At 68.0% G+C, this 17,663-nt stretch carries 16 protein-coding genes; 13 read left to right on the forward strand and 3 right to left on the reverse strand.

The window, feature by feature from the left end:
* Nucleotides 1-18: 18 nt before the first annotated feature.
* On the reverse strand, nt 19-1,377 hold the full coding sequence (locus tag VQ065_RS01135) for an OprD family porin (protein ID WP_003083961.1): 1,359 nt from the start codon (nt 1,375-1,377) through the stop codon (nt 19-21).
* Between the two features lie 247 nt (nt 1,378-1,624).
* Here VQ065_RS01135 and VQ065_RS01140 point away from each other — a divergent pair, with 247 nt between their 5' ends.
* The gene (locus VQ065_RS01140) at nt 1,625-2,350 is read left to right on the forward strand and encodes an acid phosphatase (protein WP_003083962.1); all 726 of its coding nucleotides are present in this window, start codon (nt 1,625-1,627) and stop codon (nt 2,348-2,350) included.
* A gap of 23 nt (nt 2,351-2,373) precedes the next feature.
* Here the strand turns inward: VQ065_RS01140 and VQ065_RS01145 are convergent, their stop codons facing one another.
* On the reverse strand, nt 2,374-3,291 hold the full coding sequence (locus VQ065_RS01145; protein ID WP_003083964.1) for a LysR family transcriptional regulator: 918 nt from the start codon (nt 3,289-3,291) through the stop codon (nt 2,374-2,376).
* A 350-nt stretch (nt 3,292-3,641) separates the two neighbouring features.
* On the opposite strand from VQ065_RS01145, the gene VQ065_RS01150 reads away from it, so the two are divergent.
* The 9 genes from VQ065_RS01150 to VQ065_RS01190 all read left to right on the forward strand — a co-directional run bounded on the left by VQ065_RS01150 (nt 3,642) and on the right by VQ065_RS01190 (nt 13,816).
* Nucleotides 3,642-6,014 carry a TonB-dependent receptor gene (locus VQ065_RS01150; protein WP_003083968.1) on the forward strand — a complete coding sequence of 791 codons (2,373 nt, stop codon included), beginning with the start codon at nt 3,642-3,644 and terminating at the stop codon, nt 6,012-6,014.
* A 40-nt stretch (nt 6,015-6,054) separates the two neighbouring features.
* Nucleotides 6,055-6,957 carry a TauD/TfdA dioxygenase family protein gene (locus VQ065_RS01155; protein ID WP_014603478.1) on the forward strand — a complete coding sequence of 301 codons (903 nt, stop codon included), beginning with the start codon at nt 6,055-6,057 and terminating at the stop codon, nt 6,955-6,957.
* A gap of 67 nt (nt 6,958-7,024) precedes the next feature.
* A complete protein-coding gene (locus VQ065_RS01160; protein ID WP_014603479.1) occupies nt 7,025-7,924 on the forward strand; it encodes a TauD/TfdA dioxygenase family protein in 900 nt (299 codons plus the stop codon).
* Between the two features lie 646 nt (nt 7,925-8,570).
* A complete protein-coding gene (locus VQ065_RS01165) occupies nt 8,571-9,689 on the forward strand; it encodes a Re/Si-specific NAD(P)(+) transhydrogenase subunit alpha (RefSeq protein ID WP_003083972.1) in 1,119 nt (372 codons plus the stop codon).
* Nucleotides 9,690-9,764: 75 nt separating this feature from the next.
* Nucleotides 9,765-10,073, forward strand: coding sequence for an NAD(P) transhydrogenase subunit alpha (locus VQ065_RS01170; protein WP_003083974.1), 309 nt, complete (start codon nt 9,765-9,767; stop codon nt 10,071-10,073).
* Complete coding sequence (locus VQ065_RS01175; RefSeq protein WP_003083975.1) at nt 10,073-11,509, forward strand: NAD(P)(+) transhydrogenase (Re/Si-specific) subunit beta; 1,437 nt, start codon at nt 10,073-10,075, stop codon at nt 11,507-11,509. Before VQ065_RS01170 ends, VQ065_RS01175 begins: the two co-directional genes overlap by 1 nt.
* Before the next feature lie 343 nt (nt 11,510-11,852).
* Nucleotides 11,853-12,665: an energy transducer TonB gene (locus tag VQ065_RS01180; protein WP_014603480.1), complete on the forward strand. Its 813-nt coding sequence runs from the start codon at nt 11,853-11,855 to the stop codon at nt 12,663-12,665.
* A 28-nt stretch (nt 12,666-12,693) separates the two neighbouring features.
* Nucleotides 12,694-13,413: a MotA/TolQ/ExbB proton channel family protein gene (locus VQ065_RS01185; RefSeq protein ID WP_003083979.1), complete on the forward strand. Its 720-nt coding sequence runs from the start codon at nt 12,694-12,696 to the stop codon at nt 13,411-13,413.
* A 1-nt stretch (nt 13,414) separates the two neighbouring features.
* Entirely contained in the window at nt 13,415-13,816 is a 402-nt protein-coding gene (locus tag VQ065_RS01190; protein ID WP_003083981.1) for an ExbD/TolR family protein, read from the forward strand.
* Nucleotides 13,817-13,996: 180 nt separating this feature from the next.
* Here VQ065_RS01190 and VQ065_RS01195 read toward each other — a convergent pair whose 3' ends face one another.
* Nucleotides 13,997-14,209 carry a DUF3079 domain-containing protein gene (locus tag VQ065_RS01195; RefSeq protein WP_003111981.1) on the reverse strand — a complete coding sequence of 71 codons (213 nt, stop codon included), beginning with the start codon at nt 14,207-14,209 and terminating at the stop codon, nt 13,997-13,999.
* A gap of 215 nt (nt 14,210-14,424) precedes the next feature.
* On the opposite strand from VQ065_RS01195, the gene VQ065_RS01200 reads away from it, so the two are divergent.
* From VQ065_RS01200 to VQ065_RS01210, 3 genes are all read left to right on the forward strand, one after another.
* Nucleotides 14,425-15,006: an alpha/beta hydrolase gene (locus VQ065_RS01200; protein ID WP_003106176.1), complete on the forward strand. Its 582-nt coding sequence runs from the start codon at nt 14,425-14,427 to the stop codon at nt 15,004-15,006.
* Nucleotides 15,007-15,116: 110 nt separating this feature from the next.
* A complete protein-coding gene (gene mdcA, locus VQ065_RS01205; RefSeq protein ID WP_003083990.1) occupies nt 15,117-16,781 on the forward strand; it encodes a malonate decarboxylase subunit alpha in 1,665 nt (554 codons plus the stop codon).
* Nucleotides 16,781-17,662 (forward strand): triphosphoribosyl-dephospho-CoA synthase, encoded by an 882-nt coding sequence (locus VQ065_RS01210; protein ID WP_014603481.1) that lies wholly within the window; start codon nt 16,781-16,783, stop codon nt 17,660-17,662. Before mdcA ends, VQ065_RS01210 begins: the two co-directional genes overlap by 1 nt.
* The last annotated feature ends 1 nt before the right edge of the window (nt 17,663 follow it).

Raw genomic sequence — 17,663 nt, forward strand, 5'->3', positions numbered from 1 at the left:
GCGGGGCGGCCCGGGGCGTCACCAGATCGAGCGGGAGTAATCGACGACCAGCCGGGTTTCGTCGATGTCGCCGTCGAGATAGCTCGCGTTGCCCCGGTGCCAGGCCTGCGAGGCGCGCAGCGCGAGGCCGGCGAGGGGGCCCGCCTTGACCCGATAGGCGAAGCCGAGGTCGCTTTCCCGGTGCCGCCCGTCACGCCCGTAGAGTCCGGCGTAGATGCTCTCGGCGGCACTGCTGGCGCTGGCCCCGGCACGGCCGCGGGCATGCAGCGCATGCAGGCTGAGCCCAGGCAGGCCGAGCGCGCCGAGGTCCAGGTCATAGCGTAATTGCCAGGAACGCTCGCCCGGTCCGTTGAAGTCGGAGTAGCCCACCGAGTTGGCCAGTACCATGGACGCGCTGGAGCGCCCGTCGCCGAAGGCCATGTAGTCGAACGGCTGCTCGCCATGGACACGCTGGTAGGCCAGGGTGATGCGCTGCGGCCCCTGTTCGTAGCCCAGGGCCAGGGAGCTGGCCAGGGTGTCGATGCGGCCGAAGCGGCTCTGGCCGCTATCGCGGGTGCGGTAGGCGTCGAGGTCGACCCGCAGCGCGCGCTCCCCGCCCAGCGGCTGGCGATGGCTGGCGCCGAAATAGGCCTGCTGCCAGATGTCGTCGAAGCGCGAGGCGTAGAGCGACAGTTGCAGCCGCTCCGTGGCCTGCCATTGACCGCCGAGGAAGCCGACCGCGTCGAGGCGCACCGGATAGGCGCCGAGGCGTCCGTAGACGGTGCTGATGTCGCCACGGACCTTGGATTCGCCGGGGCCGGAGGCGGCGGTGAAGCGCCCGCCCTCGAGCAGCAGCCCGTCGAACGAGCGATCCTCCAGCAGCAGGCCGTAGGCCATGCCGGCCAGCGTGCGGTTGCTGCTGGCGGCGAACACCGGCGCGCTGGTGGTGGTCTGGCCGTACTTCAGGCGGGTTTCGCCGTGGCGTAGCCTGAGGGCGCCGCCGACCTTGCCGTAGCGATGGTCGGGATGGCCGTCGGCGCCGACCGGCAGGTTGCCGGTGCCGGTGCGGCCGCCGCCGCTGTCCAGTTGCAGGCCGAGCATGGCATGGGCGTCGAGGCCGAAGCCGAGGCTGCCCGGCGTGTAGCCGGAGGCGAACTGGAGGCGCAGGCCCTGGGTGGTTTCCTCGCGGTAGCCGTTGCGCTCGCTCCTGGGCTTGAAGCGGTTGCGCCCGGCGTTGTTCGGGCTGTCGCGGTAGTCGCGGTTGAAGTAGTAGGTGCGGGCGAGGAACTGCAGTTCGCTGTCCTCGACGAAGCCCCCATCCCCGGCCGTCGCGGCCGCCCCTTCGGAAAGCGTGCCGGCGACCAGGCCGGCGAATACAGCGCGTCTGAGATTTTGCATTTATTGTTTTCTCCCACCTGAGTGCCAGGTGGGCGCAGTCTCGGAAGTCGCTCCGCAGGCCGCTTGTGTTTCCCTGCCTCGGCTTTTGCCGGGGCCTGCCATTGGCAGGGGCTGGCATGTGCAACGGCAGGCCGGGTCAAGCATTTCGGAAGTCACCGACGGAGAGTGTGGCGTCGGCCGTCATCCGCAACGGCCGTGGGTGGGAGCCTCGGCTCCCGATGCAACCTCGCCTCAGGGAATACGCTTCATGAACAACAAGACCCTATGCCCTTCGCTCTTGCTCTGCCTTTCGCTGCTCGCACCGCTGTCTTGTCTCGGGGAGACCGCCGCCGCGCCCTATCCGCTGGCCCACCCACCGCGCCTGGCCGACTACCTCCCGCCGCCGCCGGCGGCGGACTCGGCTGCGGCCGTCGCCGATCTCGGCGCGGTGCTGGAGGCGCAACGCCTGCGCACGCCCGAACAGGTACGCCGGGTGCGCGCCCACGACCAGTGGGAGGACAACGTCTTCCCCTTCGCCGGCGACCTGCTGGGCGCGTCGTTCGACAAGGAACGCCTGCCGCTGACCCGGAGCTTCTTCAACCGCGCCCAGGAAAACCTGGTCGAGGTGCTGATGCCGGCGAAGAAGCACTTCGCCCGCCCGCGTCCCTACGAAGTGACACCGAAGGTGAAGCCGGTGCTGCCGCCGCCGGAGGGGGAGTCCTATCCCAGCGGCCACACCATGGACAGCTACTTCAAGGCCTCGCTGCTGAGCATGCTGGTGCCGGAGCATCACGATGCGTTCTTCGCCCGCGCCGAGGAGCATGCGCAGAGCCGGGTGCTGGCCGGCGTGCACTTCCCCAGCGACCTGGAAGGCGGGCAGACCGCCGCCGCGGCGCTGGTGGCGAGCCTGCTGGCCGATCCGGCGGTGGCCGCCGACTTTGCCGCGGTGCGCGAGGAGCTGCGCGGCGCGCTGGGGTTGCCGAAACTCCAGTAGAGGAAGGGAAACCGCGCGGCGGCTCAGGCCGCCGCGTGTTGCGCCTGGTCCAGTTCCACCAGCGTCTCGATCATCGCCTTGGCCGCCGCCGAAAGCCGGTAGCCGCTGCGGCTGATGATGCCGCAGCGGGCGCTGAGGCTATCCAGGTTCTGCGGCAGGTTGCGCCACTGTAGCGGTTGCAGTTCGCCGCGCTGCAGGTAGGGGCGCAGGGTCTCGTCGCTGGCGATGCCGATGGCGTCGGTCTGGCGGACGATGCGGATCAGCGCGTGCATGTTCTCGCAGCGGATGTTGGCGGCGAAGTCGATCTTGCCGCTGAGGTTCGCCAGCAGCTTGCGGATGCCCGGGGGAATCAGGGTCGAGGCCAACGGGTAGTTGAACAGGTCGTTGGTGGACAGGCTGTCCTTGCCCAGCAGCGGATGTTGCGGACGGCAGAAGAACTGGCCGCGGCGCGGGGTCAGCGGGCGCGTCTGGAAGTTCGGGTCGGCCTCGAAGTCGCGGATGTCGGCGACGAAGAATTCGATCTCTTCGCGGAGCAGGGCGCGGCTGAGCTTTTCCCAGTTGTCCACGTCCAGGCTGATCTGCACCCGCGGGTGGCGGTTGATGAAGTCGGCCACCGCGTCCGGCACCAGTTGCTGGGCCGGCGCCGGCCCGCTGCCGAAGCGCAGCTCGCCGGCATCCAGCTTGTTCAACTGGGCGATCTCGTGGATCAGGTTGGCCGACCCCTGCACCAGGCTCAGCGCGTGTTGCAGCACCACCTGGCCTTCCGGCGTCGGGCGCAGGTCCTTGCTGCCACGGTCCACCAACTGGCAGCCAAGCTCCTGCTCCAGGCCCTGGATGCTGCGGCTGAAGGCCGGCTGGGTGATGCCCATGGCGTCCGCCGCGCGGACGAAACTGCGGTGTTCGGCGAGGGCGATGAAGTAACGCAGTTGGCGCAGATCCATGATGCTTTACCGGCATTGGAAATATTGGACAAAGGCATTTGCCGTTCGGGATGTGCTGGTTTTAAATGCAAGCTCTTATTCCGTCAACAAAGAACAAATTAGAAAAATATGCGATTTAGTAATAAGCATAGATAGACCCCAGGAGCTGAACATGGTCCACCGTGCCTTTGCCGCGCCACCTCCGCCGTTCCGAATGCCCTTCCGCGTCGCCGGCGGCTGTCGTCCCTGACAGTCGCCCGGGGCTGAGCCGTCCGCCGGCCCCCCTTCGAACCTTTCGCCAGATCGCTGCCTTGCGCGGCATGGCCGCCTGCTGCCTGCGTCCGGCTGTGCCGGAACCGAGGACATTCACGATGAAGTATCACTACCGCTTGCCGCTCCGCCGAACGCCGCCCGGCGGCTCCGACTACGCCCTGGCCCTGCTGCTCGCCCTCGGCGGTGCGTTGCCGGCCAGTGCCGCCGATGCTCCCGCGCCCGCCGAGGAGGCGCCGCCGCTGGCCGGCAGCGCACCGGCCAAGGCCGATACGGCCCTGGGCAAGGTTACCGTCACCGCGCGTCGCCGCGAGGAGGATTCGCAGAAGGTACCGACGCCGATCACCGTGCTCGGTGGCGAGACTCTCGAGGCCCAGCGCATCTCCCGGGTGCAGGACCTGCAGCAGGTGCTGCCCAGCGTCAATGTCGCCTACATCCATGCGCGGCAGTCGAGCGTCGCCGTGCGCGGCATCGGCAACAACCCCGCCAGCGACGGCCTGGAAGGCAGCGCCGGGATCTACCTCGACAACGTCTACCTGGGGCGGCCGGGAATGGCCGTGTTCGACCTGCTGGACATCGAGCAACTGGAGCTGCTGCGCGGTCCGCAGGGCACTCTGTTCGGCAAGAACACCACCGCCGGGGTGCTGAACATCAGCACCCGCGCGCCGACCTTCACTACCGAGCGCACCGTCGAGGTCTCCGGCGGGCAGGACGGCTACTTCCAGGGCCGCGGCACGGTTTCCGGGCCGCTCGGCGAAACCCTCGCCGGACGCCTCTCGGCCTATCGCACCCGCGACGACGGCTACATCAAGAACATCCACGACGACAACTATCTCAACGGCGGCGAGCGCCAGGGCGCGCGCGGGCAATTGCTGTTCGAGCCGAACGAGGACTTCAGCCTGCGCTGGATCGCCGACTACAACGAGGAGGATTCGAGCAACGGCAGCATGGTGGTCTACGGCGCCGCCGAGCGTTTCTGGCAGCGCGCCGCGCTGGTCGGCGCTTCGCCGTTGCGCGATCCGCAGCGCAAGAAGGTCAACATCAACGGCCGCCAGCACGTCAGCGTGCACCAGGGCGGCAGCTCGCTGGAGGCCAACTGGAACCTCGCCGGCGGCTACCGCCTGACCTCCATCAGCGCCTACCGCTACTGGCACTTCACCCCGGCCAACGACGAGCAACTGAACGTCTCTGCGATCAACGACACCGGGGTGGAAGTGCACGACCGGCAGTTCTCCCAGGAGATCCGCCTGGCCTCGCCCACCGGCGGTGCCTTCGACTACGTGGTGGGCGCCTACGCGTTCAGGCAGAACCTCGGCAACAAGACCTTCACCTCCTACGGACCGTTGGCCGACCTGTACCTGCTCGGCGCCAATCTCGGCGCGCTGAACGACACCTACTCGAAGGCCAACGGCAAGATCGAGACCGACAGCTTCGCGCTGTTCGCCCAGGGCACCTGGCACCTCAGCGAACGCCTGGACTTCACCGCCGGCCTGCGCGGTACCTACGAGGAGAAGAACGCCAAGGTCGAGCGCTTCGCTCCGCTGGGCGGCGCGGCGGTCGGCGGGGTCGGCGCGGCGGTGCGCAACGGCCAGCTCGGCGCCTACGATTCCGGCGATCTCAGCCAGTACAACTTCGCCCCTTCGGCGTTGCTCAGCCTCAGCTACCAGTTCAGCGACGACCTGCTCGGCTACGCCAGCCTGTCCCACGGCGAGAAGTCCGGCGGGGTCAACCTGGCGGTGGGCAGCGCACCGAGCGCCGGCGCCGATTCGCTGCTGGTCGGACCGGAGCGCGCCAACGACGCCGAGCTGGGCCTGAAGAGCACGCTCTTCGACCGGCGCCTGCTGCTCAACGCCAACCTGTTCTGGACCGGCATCCACGGCTACCAGGCCACCACCCTGTACCAGGCGCCGGGCTCGACCCAGTTGGTGCAGGTGCTGGCCAACGCCGGCAGCGTGCGCTCGCGTGGTCTGGAGTTCGAGGCCACCGCGCTGCCGTTGCGCGGCCTGACCCTGAACTTCAACGGCTCCTATAACGACGTCACCTACCTGTCGTTCAAGGATGCCCCGTGCCCTGCGGAAGTCAGCACCCGGCCCGGCGCGCCGAGCAGTTGCGACCTCAGCGGGCAGCGCGTGGTCGGCGCCTCGAAATGGATCGCCAATCTCAATGGCGAATACCAGTGGCGCCTCGACGACCGCTTCCAACCCTACGTCAGCGCCAGCTACGCCTACCGCTCCGCCGCCGAGGGCACGCTGGACAACTCCGACCTTTCGAAGATCGACGGCTACGCCCTGGTGAACCTCGCCGCCGGTCTGCGCAGCGATCTCGGCGACGGCCAACTGGACACCTCGGTATGGCTGAAGAACGCCTTCGACAAGGACTACTACCTGAGCGCCTTCGCCAGCATCAACGGCTCCTACACCGCATCGGTGGGGCAGCCGCGCACGCTCGGCGTATCGCTGCGCTACGACTTCTGAGCCTTCACCCACGCAGTACCCCACGCATGAGGAACATGACATGAGCAATGCAGCACAAGCCCTCGCCACGCCGGTACGGCTCGACATCCAGCCGGTCGCCGGACGGATCGGCGCGGAGATTCGCGGCGTGACCCTGTCCGGCGAACTGGACGCCGCCACCGTCGAGGCGATCCAGGCCGCCCTGGTACGCCACAAGGTGATCTTCTTCCGGGACCAGAGCCATCTCGACGACCAGACCCAGGAGGCCTTCGCCCACTTGCTCGGCGAACCGGTCGCCCACCCCACCGTGCCGTCCCGCGAAGGCACCCGCTTCCTCCTCGAGCTGGATGGCGCCGAAGGCCGCCGGGCCAACTCCTGGCATACCGACGTGACCTTCGTCGAGGCCTACCCGAAGGCCTCGATCCTGCGCAGCGTGGTGGCCCCGGAGTCCGGCGGCGACACCGTCTGGGCCAACACGGCGAGCGCCTACGCCGACCTGCCGGCGGAGCTGCGCGAGCTGGCCGACCGGCTCTGGGCGGTGCACAGCAACGAGTACGACTACGCCGGGGTCAAGCCCAGCGCCTCGGTGGAGCAGTTGGAGAACTACCGCAAGGTGTTCACCTCGACCGTCTACGAGACCGAGCACCCGGTGGTCCGCGTGCATCCGCAAAGCGGCGAGCGGACGCTGCTCCTCGGCCACTTCGTGAAACGCCTGAAGGGTCTTTCGCAGCATGACTCGGCGCACCTCTTCGCGGTGCTGCAGGGACACGTCACGCGCCTGGAGAACACCGTGCGCTGGCGCTGGCAGGCCGGCGACGTGGCGATCTGGGACAACCGCGCGACCCAGCACTACGCGATCGACGACTACGGCGACCAGCCGCGCGTGGTGCGCCGGGTGACCCTTGGCGGCGACGTGCCGGTAGGCATCGACGGACAACGCAGCCGGACGATCCGGAAGGCATGACGGACCCGGCCCTCTCCTCGCCGGGGAGGGCGACCACAGGCAGAACGAACCCGCGAGGACCCCTTACATGAGTCAATCCGCCACCGCCCGGCAACCCGAACCCGAGGTCGCCGAGGCATTCCGCATCACCCCCCTGGAGGCGCCGCTGGGCGCCGAAGTCCGTGGCCTCGACGCGCGCCGGCCGCTGGCGCCGGAGCAGGTCCTGGCGCTCAAGCAGGCGCTGCGCGAGCACCACATCCTGGTGTTCCGCCAGCAGCACCTCGACGATGAGCAGTACTTGCGCTTCGCCACCCTGTTCGGCTCGGTGTTCCAGCCGCCGGCGGACATCCCGGTGCTGTCCTCGGGTGGCGACGGCAAGGTGCCGGAGATCGTCAAGGTGGCCAACACCGGCGACGGCGAACTGGGCAACTTCGCCCTGCCGGCACACATCGACCACCAATGGACGCCGGTGCCGTCCTCCGGCTCGTTCCTCTACGCACTGGAGGTGCCGTCCAGTGGCGGCGAGACGCGCTTCACCAACCTGGCGCGCGCCTACGAGAGCCTCGACGAGGCGACCCGGCGCGAGATCGATGGCCTGCGCCTGATCAACTACAACCCCTTCATCCGCCTGCGCGAGGGCGGCTACGGCGGCGGTTTCGCCACCTACCGCACGCCGGGCATCGAACCGATCCAGGGCAGCGAGCACCCACTGGTACGCACCCACCCGGAAAGCGGCCGGCGCGTACTGTTCCTCAGCGCCCACACCGAGGTGGAGATTCCCGGCTACGACCCCGCGCGGGGCCAGGTGCTGATCGGTCGCCTGCGCGAACATCTGGCGCGCCCGGAACTGAGCTACAGCCACGCCTGGTCGGTGGGCGACATCGTCTGGTGGGACAACCAGGCCGTACTGCATGCGCGCAACGCCTTCCCGGCCAGCGAGCGGCGGCGCCTGAAGCGCATCAGCCTGGCGGGCAGCCGTCCGTTCTGAACCGGCGTCCCCCAGCGTGCGCCGGCTCTTCCGTTGCCGACCAGCGTAGGTCGCTGCGCGCCGCTCTGGCGAGCCCCTTCCGTTCCGGCGAATAGCTAGCAGAACTGCGACATGCTGTCGCAGTTCTGCCATTTCTCCGCGTCTATCCTGCCCATAGGGCAATTCGCCTTTGGTCTAACGAGCTGGCCTGCAGCGCCCATGGAAAGGCGATCCTGACTTTGTAGTCAAAGTTTTGCTTTGCTACTTTGGCCAGGCATCAGGGATTGCTGATACAGCGTATTAAAAACATTAATTACCCCGGCATTCCGCGGCGCTGGCAGGATATTTTCCCGTCGAAGCCGTAGCGGCTTGACCTGATAGCCGGTCATTCACGGCAGGGATGTCATATTCTCGCGCGGGCTTCCCCGGATAGGCTGCACGCCAGTCAGGACGCGCCCGGCGGCGATGGGCGGGAATTGTTGGTCGGTTTATGACTTGTAGTTTCTCTGTCGTATGCCTTCAGAACTTGTTGAAGGCTTTTCGGCTCGATTGCACAATGCCGCGCCAAGGTTCGTTCGCGAATCGCGGTATGTGAGCTAGACCTCCGCAGCCGGTGCGCCATCCGCAGTGCCCCGGACTACTCGACAATCACGCAGGAGATTCGTGAGTGCAGATCGGTGTCCCCCTCGAGACCCATGCCGGTGAGACGCGGGTTTCCGCCACCCCGGAAACCGTCAAGAAGCTGATCGGCCAAGGCCACCAGGTGATCGTCCAGAGCGGCGCCGGCGTCAACGCCAGCCAGCCGGACAGTGCCTATGAAGCCGCCGGCGCGACGATCGGCAGCGCCGCCGAGGCCTTCGGCGCCGACCTGGTGCTGAAGGTGGTCGCGCCCAGCGCCGCCGAGCTGGCCCAGATGAAAAGCGGCGCCGTGCTGGTCGGCATGCTCAACCCCTTCGACAACGAGAACATCGCCCGCATGGCCGAGCGCGGCATCACCGCCTTCGCCCTCGAGGCTGCGCCGCGTACCTCGCGGGCGCAGAGCCTGGACGTGCTCTCCTCGCAGGCCAACATCGCCGGCTACAAGGCGGTGATGCTCGCCGCCAACCACTACCCGCGCTTCATGCCGATGCTGATGACCGCCGCCGGCACCGTGAAGGCCGCCCGCGTGCTGATCCTCGGCGCCGGCGTCGCCGGCCTGCAGGCGATCGCCACGGCCAAGCGCCTGGGCGCGGTGATCGAAGCTTCCGACGTGCGTCCGGCGGTGAAGGAGCAGATCGAGTCGCTCGGCGCCAAGTTCGTCGACGTGCCCTACGAGACCGATGAAGAGCGCGAGTGCGCCGAAGGCGTCGGCGGCTATGCGCGGCCGATGCCGGCCTCGTGGATGGAGCGCCAGGCCAAGGCCGTGCACGAGCGCGCCAAGCAGTCGGACATCGTCATCACTACCGCGCTGATCCCCGGCCGCAAGGCGCCGACGCTGCTGCACGAGGCGACCGTGGCGGAGATGAAGCCGGGCTCGGTGGTCATCGACCTGGCCGCCGCCCAGGGCGGCAACTGCCCGCTGACCGAGGCCGACCAGGTCGTGGTCCGGCACGGCGTGACCATCGTCGGCCACAGCAACCTGGCCGCGCTGGTACCGGCGGACGCCTCGGCGCTATACGCGCGCAACATCCTCGACTTCCTCAAGCTCACCCTGAACGCCGAAGGCTTCAGCGTGAACCTCGAGGACGACATCGTCGCCGCCTGCCTGATGTGCCGCGACGGCCAGGCGGTGCGCAAGAACGGCTGAGCCGCTGCGTCGGGAAGCTTCGATAACGATAAATGCGCACGCCTCGCGCCTGCGCCCTGAAGACCGGTGAAAACGATGGATATCATTTCTGACGGGATCTACAACCTGATCATCTTCGTGCTGGCCGTGTACGTCGGCTACCACGTGGTATGGAACGTCACCCCTGCCTTGCACACCCCGCTGATGGCGGTGACCAACGCGATTTCCGCGATCGTCATCGTCGGCGCCATGCTCGCCGCCGCCCTGACCGTGACCCCGCTGGGCAAGGCCATGGGCACCCTCGCCGTGGCCTTGGCCGCGGTCAATGTGTTCGGTGGCTTCCTGGTCACCCGGCGCATGCTGGAAATGTTCAAGAAGAAAGCGCCGAAGGCGGGGGGCCACTGATGAGCATGAACCTGGTCACCCTCCTGTACCTCATCGCCTCGGTCTGCTTCATCCAGGCCCTGAAAGGCCTGTCGCACCCGACCACCTCGCGCCGCGGCAACCTCTTCGGCATGGTCGGCATGGCCATCGCCGTGGCCACCACCGTCGGCCTGGTGTTCAAGCTGGGCGCGGAGATCGCCACCACCGGCGTCGGCTACATCGTCGTCGGCCTGCTGGTCGGCGGTACCGCCGGCTCGATCATGGCCAAGCGCGTCGAGATGACCAAGATGCCCGAGCTGGTCGCCTTCATGCACAGCATGATCGGCCTGGCCGCGGTGTTCATCGCCATCGCCGCGGTGGTCGAGCCGCAGTCGCTGGGGATCGTCGCGCACCTGGGCGACACCATTCCCACCGGCAACCGCCTGGAGCTGTTCCTCGGCGCGGCCATCGGCGCCATCACCTTCTCCGGTTCGGTGATCGCCTTCGGCAAGCTTTCCGGCAAGTACAAGTTCCGCCTGTTCCAGGGCACCCCGGTACAGTTCTCCGGGCAGCACCTGCTGAACCTGGTGCTCGGCCTGGCGACCCTCGGCCTGGGCCTGGTGTTCATGTTCACCGGCAACCTCACCGCCTTCGCCGTGATGCTGGCGCTGGCCTTCGTCCTCGGCGTGCTGATCATCATCCCCATCGGCGGCGCCGACATGCCGGTGGTGGTGTCGATGCTCAACTCCTATTCCGGCTGGGCCGCGGCGGGGATCGGCTTCTCGCTGAACAACTCGATGCTGATCATCGCCGGCTCGCTGGTCGGCTCCTCGGGCGCGATCCTCTCCTACATCATGTGCAAGGCGATGAACCGCTCGTTCTTCAACGTCATCCTCGGCGGCTTCGGCGCCGAAGCCGACGCCGGCGGCCCGGCGGGCTCCAAGGAGCAGCGTCCGGTGAAGTCCGGTTCGGCCGACGATGCCTCGTTCCTGCTGACCAACGCCGACAGCGTGATCATCGTCCCCGGCTACGGCCTGGCGGTGGCCCGCGCCCAGCACGCGCTGATGGAACTGGCGGAGAAGCTGACCCATCGCGGGGTCACCGTGAAGTTCGCCATCCACCCGGTCGCCGGGCGCATGCCGGGGCACATGAACGTGCTGCTGGCCGAGGCCGAGGTGCCCTACGAGCAGGTGTTCGAGATGGAGGACATCAACTCCGAGTTCGGCCAGACCGACGTGGTCCTGGTGCTCGGCGCCAACGACGTGGTCAACCCGGCGGCGAAGAACGATCCGAAGTCGCCCATCGCCGGCATGCCGATCCTCGAGGCCTACAAGGCCAAGACCGTGATCGTCAACAAGCGCTCCATGGCCAGCGGCTACGCCGGCCTGGACAACGAGCTGTTCTACCTGGACAAGACCATGATGGTGTTCGGCGACGCCAAGAAGGTCATCGAAGACATGGTCAAGGCGGTGGAGTGATTCCCCGCTGAATCCACCAGAACCCCGGCCCAGGCCGGGGTTTTTCGTTTTCGCGGGTTGCCCGCGCAGCGTTCTCCGCCGCTTCCAACGGCGAAAACACCAGCCTTTCAGGAATATTTTTCATGCCCGCAAGGCATGGGTTTTTCGTCGGATCGCTGTAGCCCGCCAACCACGCGGCCTGTGGCGACATGGGCGAAACCCATAGCTCCAGAAGTTATTTCCATAACAAAAATAATTACTTCAGGCGCTAAGCCTCCTTGCCAATCATGCAACTCCCTGCGCCGCTAGGACTCCAGCACGGACCTGAGCGGCCATCGAGTTCGTCAGTGCAAGGAGCTTTTCCATGGCAACCCCTCAGCCCGTCGATGCCCGCACGCAGCCCTGGCGCGAGACGCCCGGCGGCGACCTGGTGGCGCTCGGTCGGCCGGTTCGCCAGGCGTTGCACCTGGTTCGCCACAACCCGGCACAGGGTCGCGTGCTCAGCCGGCGCGAGACGATCCTGCTGGTCCTGTTCGCCCTGACCCTGCACGGAGCGGTGATCCATTGGCTGAGCCAGCAGAGAACCCCGGCGCTGCCCGAGGTGCCGCCACAGGTGCCGCCGATGACCATCGAGTTCACCGCCCCGGCGCCGCCGGTGGTGGAACCGCCGCCGCCCGAGCCGTTGCCGCCAGTGGTCGAGGAACCGCCACCGCCGGTGGTCGACGAGAACGCGGTGAAGCCGCCGCCGCCGAAGCCGGTGCCCAAGCCGAAACCCAAGCCCAAGCCGCAACCCCGGCCCAAGCCGGCGCCGAAGGCCGTCGAGCCGGCTCCGCCCGCGCCGCCGCAACCCGCCGCGCCACCCACCCCGCCGGCGCCGGTCGCTGCTCCGGCGCCGTTGACGCCGCCGTCGGCGAACGCCGGCTACCTGCACAACCCGGCGCCGGAATACCCCGCCCTGGCCATGCGCCGCGGCTGGGAGGGCACCGTGCTGTTGCGGGTGCATGTCCTCGCCAGCGGCAGCCCGAGCGAGATCCAGGTGCAGAAGTCGAGCGGTCGCGAAGCCCTCGACCAGGCCGCGGTGAAAGCGGTCAAGCGCTGGTCCTTCGTTCCCGCCAAGCGCGGCGACAAGGCCGAGGACGGCTGGGTCAGCGTACCGATCGATTTCAAGTTGAACTGAATCTGCAGCGTCACGAGGAGCATCCGTCATGAGTCTGTTAACCACCCCGCTCGAATCCGTCGAAGGCGCCGTCATCTGGCTGCTGGTCGGCTTTTCCGTGGTCACCTGGGGCCTGGCCCTGGTCAAGGGCGTGCAGTTCGCCCGGCAGAAGCGCCAGGACCGCCAGTTCCAGAAGCAGTTCTGGAGCGCCACCAGCCTCGACTCCGCCGGCGAGCAGGCGCAGGACAAGCAGGGCGCCGGCGCCCGCGTGGCCCAGGCCGGCTTCGCCGCGATCCAGGTGCAGGACAACGGCCAGCCCGACCTGGCCCAGTCGATCAACCACCAGGACCGTCTCGAACGCGCCCTGCGCCAGCAGATCCAGCGCGAGCGGCGTTCCCTGGAGTCGGGCCTGGCGGTGCTCGCCTCGATCGGCTCGACCTCGCCCTTCATCGGTCTGTTCGGCACCGTCTGGGGCATCATGGAGGCGCTCAAGGGGATCAGCGCGGCCGGCTCGGCGAGCCTGGAGACCGTGGCCGGGCCGATCGGCAGCGCGCTGATCGCCACCGGCGTGGGAATCGCCGTCGCGGTGCCGGCGGTGCTGGTCTACAACTACTTCCTGCGGCGCCTGAAGCTGACCGCCGCCGACCTCGACGACTTCGCCCACGACTTCTACAGCCTGGCGCAGAAGAGCGCGTTCCGCGTCATCGTCCATCCCTCCGCCGCGCGCCAGGCCGGCAACCCCTCGCGCAACGTGAAGGAGGCGTCCTGACATGGCCTTCTCGACCCAGGACAGCGACGAAGTCCTTTCCGAAATCAACGTCACCCCGCTGGTCGACGTGATGCTGGTGCTGCTGGTGGTGTTCATCGTCACCGCGCCGCTGCTGACCAACTCGATCCCGATCAACCTGCCGAAGACCGAATCGGTGGCCCCGCCGGAGCAGAAGGATCCCCTGGTGGTGAGCATCGATGGCGCCGGCAAGCTGTTCGTCAACAAGGACGAGATCCAGCCGGAGCTGCTGGAGAGCAACCTGGCCGCGGCCAAGGCGAAGGACGCCGAGATCCGCGTGCAGTTGCAGGCCGACGAAGGGGTGAACTACGGCCAGGTGGCGAAGGCCATGGCTTCCATCGAGCGCGCCGGGATCACCAGGCTGGCGGTGATCACCGCACGCTGAAGCGAATCCACGCCGTCCGGCGCAGGCCGGGCGGGCAACGGTTTCGACCGCTCCGATCCGGGCAGGGGAGAGCGGTCTTTTTTATTCCGGATGGACGCTCCTCGGGCGTGTCCGCCGAGGCCGGGCTCGCGAAGGCGTCGCGCACCCTGTCCATCGCGTGCACGTCCCACGCCTGGGCGCTCAGGCCTGGCGTGCCGGCGCCTCCTGCTCCTTGGCGTCCTCCGTTCCTTCGACTTCCCATTCACCGGCCCAGTCCTCGCCGAACAGTTCGCTGGGATGCTGGGTGCGGCTGGCGCCGTTGCCGCAGCCCATAGATTCCGCCGAGCAATAGCGGTCGCAACCCCAGCAGATGCGCTCCGGGTGGCTGGGATGGAGGGGAAATTTCTTGGCCATGATCCTGTCCCGATACCTGATGCCTGCGCTCAGGTATACCGCCGATGGCATGCGTCGCCCAGGCGTTGCCGCGGAAAAGTGGCTTCGGCTTGCGCTGGATCAACTCGATTGGCTCATATGAATTAATAGAATATTAAAATTGCTTTTTATTCCTTAGAGAAAAAAGACTGCGCCCTTACACTTCCCTGGTGATGAATTTTTCTGGAGGGATCTCCATGCACAGCGAACGCGTCCGTTATGTGTTGGTGCCCGGTTGGTACGGCTCGGAAGACGCCCATTGGCAAAGTCACTGGCAGCGCGCGCTGCCCAATGCCTCACGGGTCGAGCAACAGGACTGGATCACCCCGCTGCGCGCCGACTGGATCGCCGAGCTGGACGCCGAGATCCGCCGCCAGCCCGGGCCGGTGGTGCTGATCGCGCACAGCCTGGGTTGTGTGACAGTGGCGCTGTGGGCGGCCCAGGCCGAGCGCCGGGTGCGCGACCAGGTACGCGGCGCCCTGCTGGTGGCGCCGGCCGACGTCGAGCGCGAGAGCTGCGCCGAGGCGCTGCGCAACTTCGCGCCGATCAGCCGCGAGCCGTTGCCGTTCCCCAGCGTGCTGGTGGGTTCCGACAACGACCAGGCCTGCAGCCCGCAGCGCGCCATGCACCTGGCCCGCGCCTGGGGCGCGGAGACGGTGATCCTGCCCGAGGCCGGGCACATCAACGTGAAGTCCGGCCACGGCGCCTGGGAGGCCGGCTACCGTCACCTGTTCCGCTTGCAGTACCTGATCGACAGCCAGGCCCGTCGCCGCGCCTGATCCTCCAGATCGTTAACCTTGGCGTAACGGTTCGTCGCCCGGCTTGATTGAACAGGCCTGGCGGCCTGCCTAACGTGGCTCCTCACGACAGCGTGAAACCTGGAGCCGACATGACGACACCGATCTCTCCCCCGCCGCAGTGGTCGCGGCGCCGCCAGGAAAAGCAGCGGCGCCTCGAGCGCGTGCGCGGCCTGGCCGACGGCGCGGTGCTGCCGCGCGAACGCCTAGTCGCCGCGCTGGAGGCGCTGATCGCGCCGGGCGATCGGGTGGTGCTGGAAGGCAACAACCAGAAGCAGGCGGACTTCCTCTCCCGTTCGCTGGCGCGGGTCGATCCCGGCAAGCTGCACGACCTGCACATGATCATGCCCAGCGTCGGTCGTCCGGAGCATCTCGACCTGTTCGAACTGGGCATCGCGCGCAAGCTCGACTTCTCCTTCTCCGGCCCGCAGAGCCTGCGCATCGGCCAGTTGCTCGAAGACGGCCTGCTGGAGATCGGCGCGATCCACACCTACATCGAGCTGTACGCGCGGCTGGTGGTCGACCTGATCCCCAACGTCGCACTGGTCGCCGGTTTCGTCGCCGACCGCGAAGGCAACGTGTACACCGGGCCGAGCACCGAAGACACCCCGGCGCTGGTGGAGCCCACCGCGTTCAGCGACGGCATCGTCATCGTCCAGGTCAACCGTATCGTCGACGACCCGCGCGACCTGCCGCGAGTGGACATCCCGGCGTCCTGGGTGGACTTCGTGGTCGAGGCCGACCAGCCGTTCTACATCGAGCCGCTGTTCACCCGCGACCCGCGCCACATCAAGCCGGTCCACGTGCTGATGGCGATGATGGCGATCCGCGGCATCTACCAACGGCACAACGTGCAGTCGCTGAACCACGGCATCGGCTTCAACACCGCGGCCATCGAGCTGATCCTGCCGACCTACGGCGAGTCCCTCGGCCTGAAGGGCAAGATCTGCCGGCACTGGACCCTCAACCCGCACCCGACCCTTATCCCCGCCATCGAGAGCGGCTGGGTCGAGAGCGTGCACTGCTTCGGCACCGAGCTGGGCATGGAGGGCTACATCGCCCAGCGTCCCGACGTGTTCTTCACCGGTCGCGACGGCTCGCTGCGTTCCAACCGGATGTTCTGCCAACTGGCCGGGCAGTACGCGGTAGACCTGTTCATCGGCGCCACCCTCCAGGTCGACGGCGACGGCCATTCCTCCACCGTCACCCGCGGACGCCTGGCCGGCTTCGGCGGCGCCCCGAACATGGGCCACGACCCGCGCGGCCGGCGCCACTCGACGGCGGCCTGGCTGGACATGCGGGGCGAACCCGAGGCCTTGCTGGAGCGCGGCAGGAAGCTGGTGGTGCAGATGGTCGAGACCTTCCAGGACGGCGGCAAGCCGACCTTCGTCGAGCGTCTCGACGCGCTGGAGGTGGCGCGCCAGACCGGCATGCCGCTGGCGCCGGTGATGATCTATGGCGACGACGTCACCCATGTGCTCACCGAGGAAGGCATCGCCTACCTGTACAAGGCGCGCTCGCTGGAGGAACGCCAGGCGATGATCGCCGCGGTGGCGGGGATCAGTCCGATCGGCCTGCGCCACGATCCGCGCGAGACCCAGCGGATGCGCCGCGAAGGGCTGATCGCGCTGCCCGAGGACCTCGGCATCCGCCGCACCGACGCCTCGCGCGAGCTGCTGGCGGCGAAGAGCATCGCCGAGCTGGTCGAGTGGTCCGGCGGGCTGTACCAGCCGCCGGCGCGTTTCAGGAGCTGGTGATGAACGCCATCGCGAACCTCGCGGCGACGCTGCGCGCCGACCTCGGCGAATGCCTGGCCGACCTGGCGGTGGACGCCCTCATCGACGAAGCCGAACTGTCGCCCAAACCGGCCCTGGTGGACCGTCGCGGCAATGGCGCGCATGCCGACCTGCACCTGGGCCTGATGCAGGCCTCGGCGCTGAGCCTGTGGCCGTGTTTCAAGGAAATGGCCGACGCCGCCCAGCGGCATGGGCGCATCGATGCGCGCCTGCGCGGCGTCCTTGGCCAACTGGGGCGCGACGGCGAGGCGGCGATGCTGCGTACCACCGAAGGCGTGAACACCCATCGCGGAGCGATCTGGGCGCTCGGCCTGCTGGTCGCGGCCACCGCTCTCCAACCGCGCCGCACGCAGGCCGGCGAAGTGGCCGCGCGCGCAGGACGCATCGCCCTGCTCGACGATCCGGCGGCCACCATCGGCGACAGCCACGGCGAGCGCGTCCGTCGGCGCTACGGCGTCGGCGGCGCCCGCGAGGAGGCGCGTCTCGGCTTCCCCCGCGCAGTGCGCCACGGCCTGCCGCAGCTATGGCGCAGCCGCGAAGGCGGCGCTGGCGAGCAGAACGCCAGGCTCGATGCGCTGCTGGCGATCATGAGCGTCCTCGACGATACCTGCGTGCTGCACCGCGCCGGCCGCGTCGGCCTCGCCGCGATGCAGGATGGCGCCCGCGCGGTGCTCGCCGCCGGCGGCAGCGCCAGTCTCGCCGGGCGTCGCCGCCTGTGCGAGCTGGACCGCCGCCTGCTGGCGCTGAACGCTTCGCCCGGCGGCGCCGCCGACCTGCTGGCCGCCTGTCTTTTCCTCGATCGCCTGCCCGCCGTGTCCGGTGGGTGGGCTGGGAGTCTCTGAG

Origin of the sequence: Pseudomonas sp. KBN10P06128, from assembly GCF_037574945.1 — a bacterium.
Lineage (GTDB): Bacteria > Pseudomonadota > Gammaproteobacteria > Pseudomonadales > Pseudomonadaceae > Pseudomonas > Pseudomonas aeruginosa.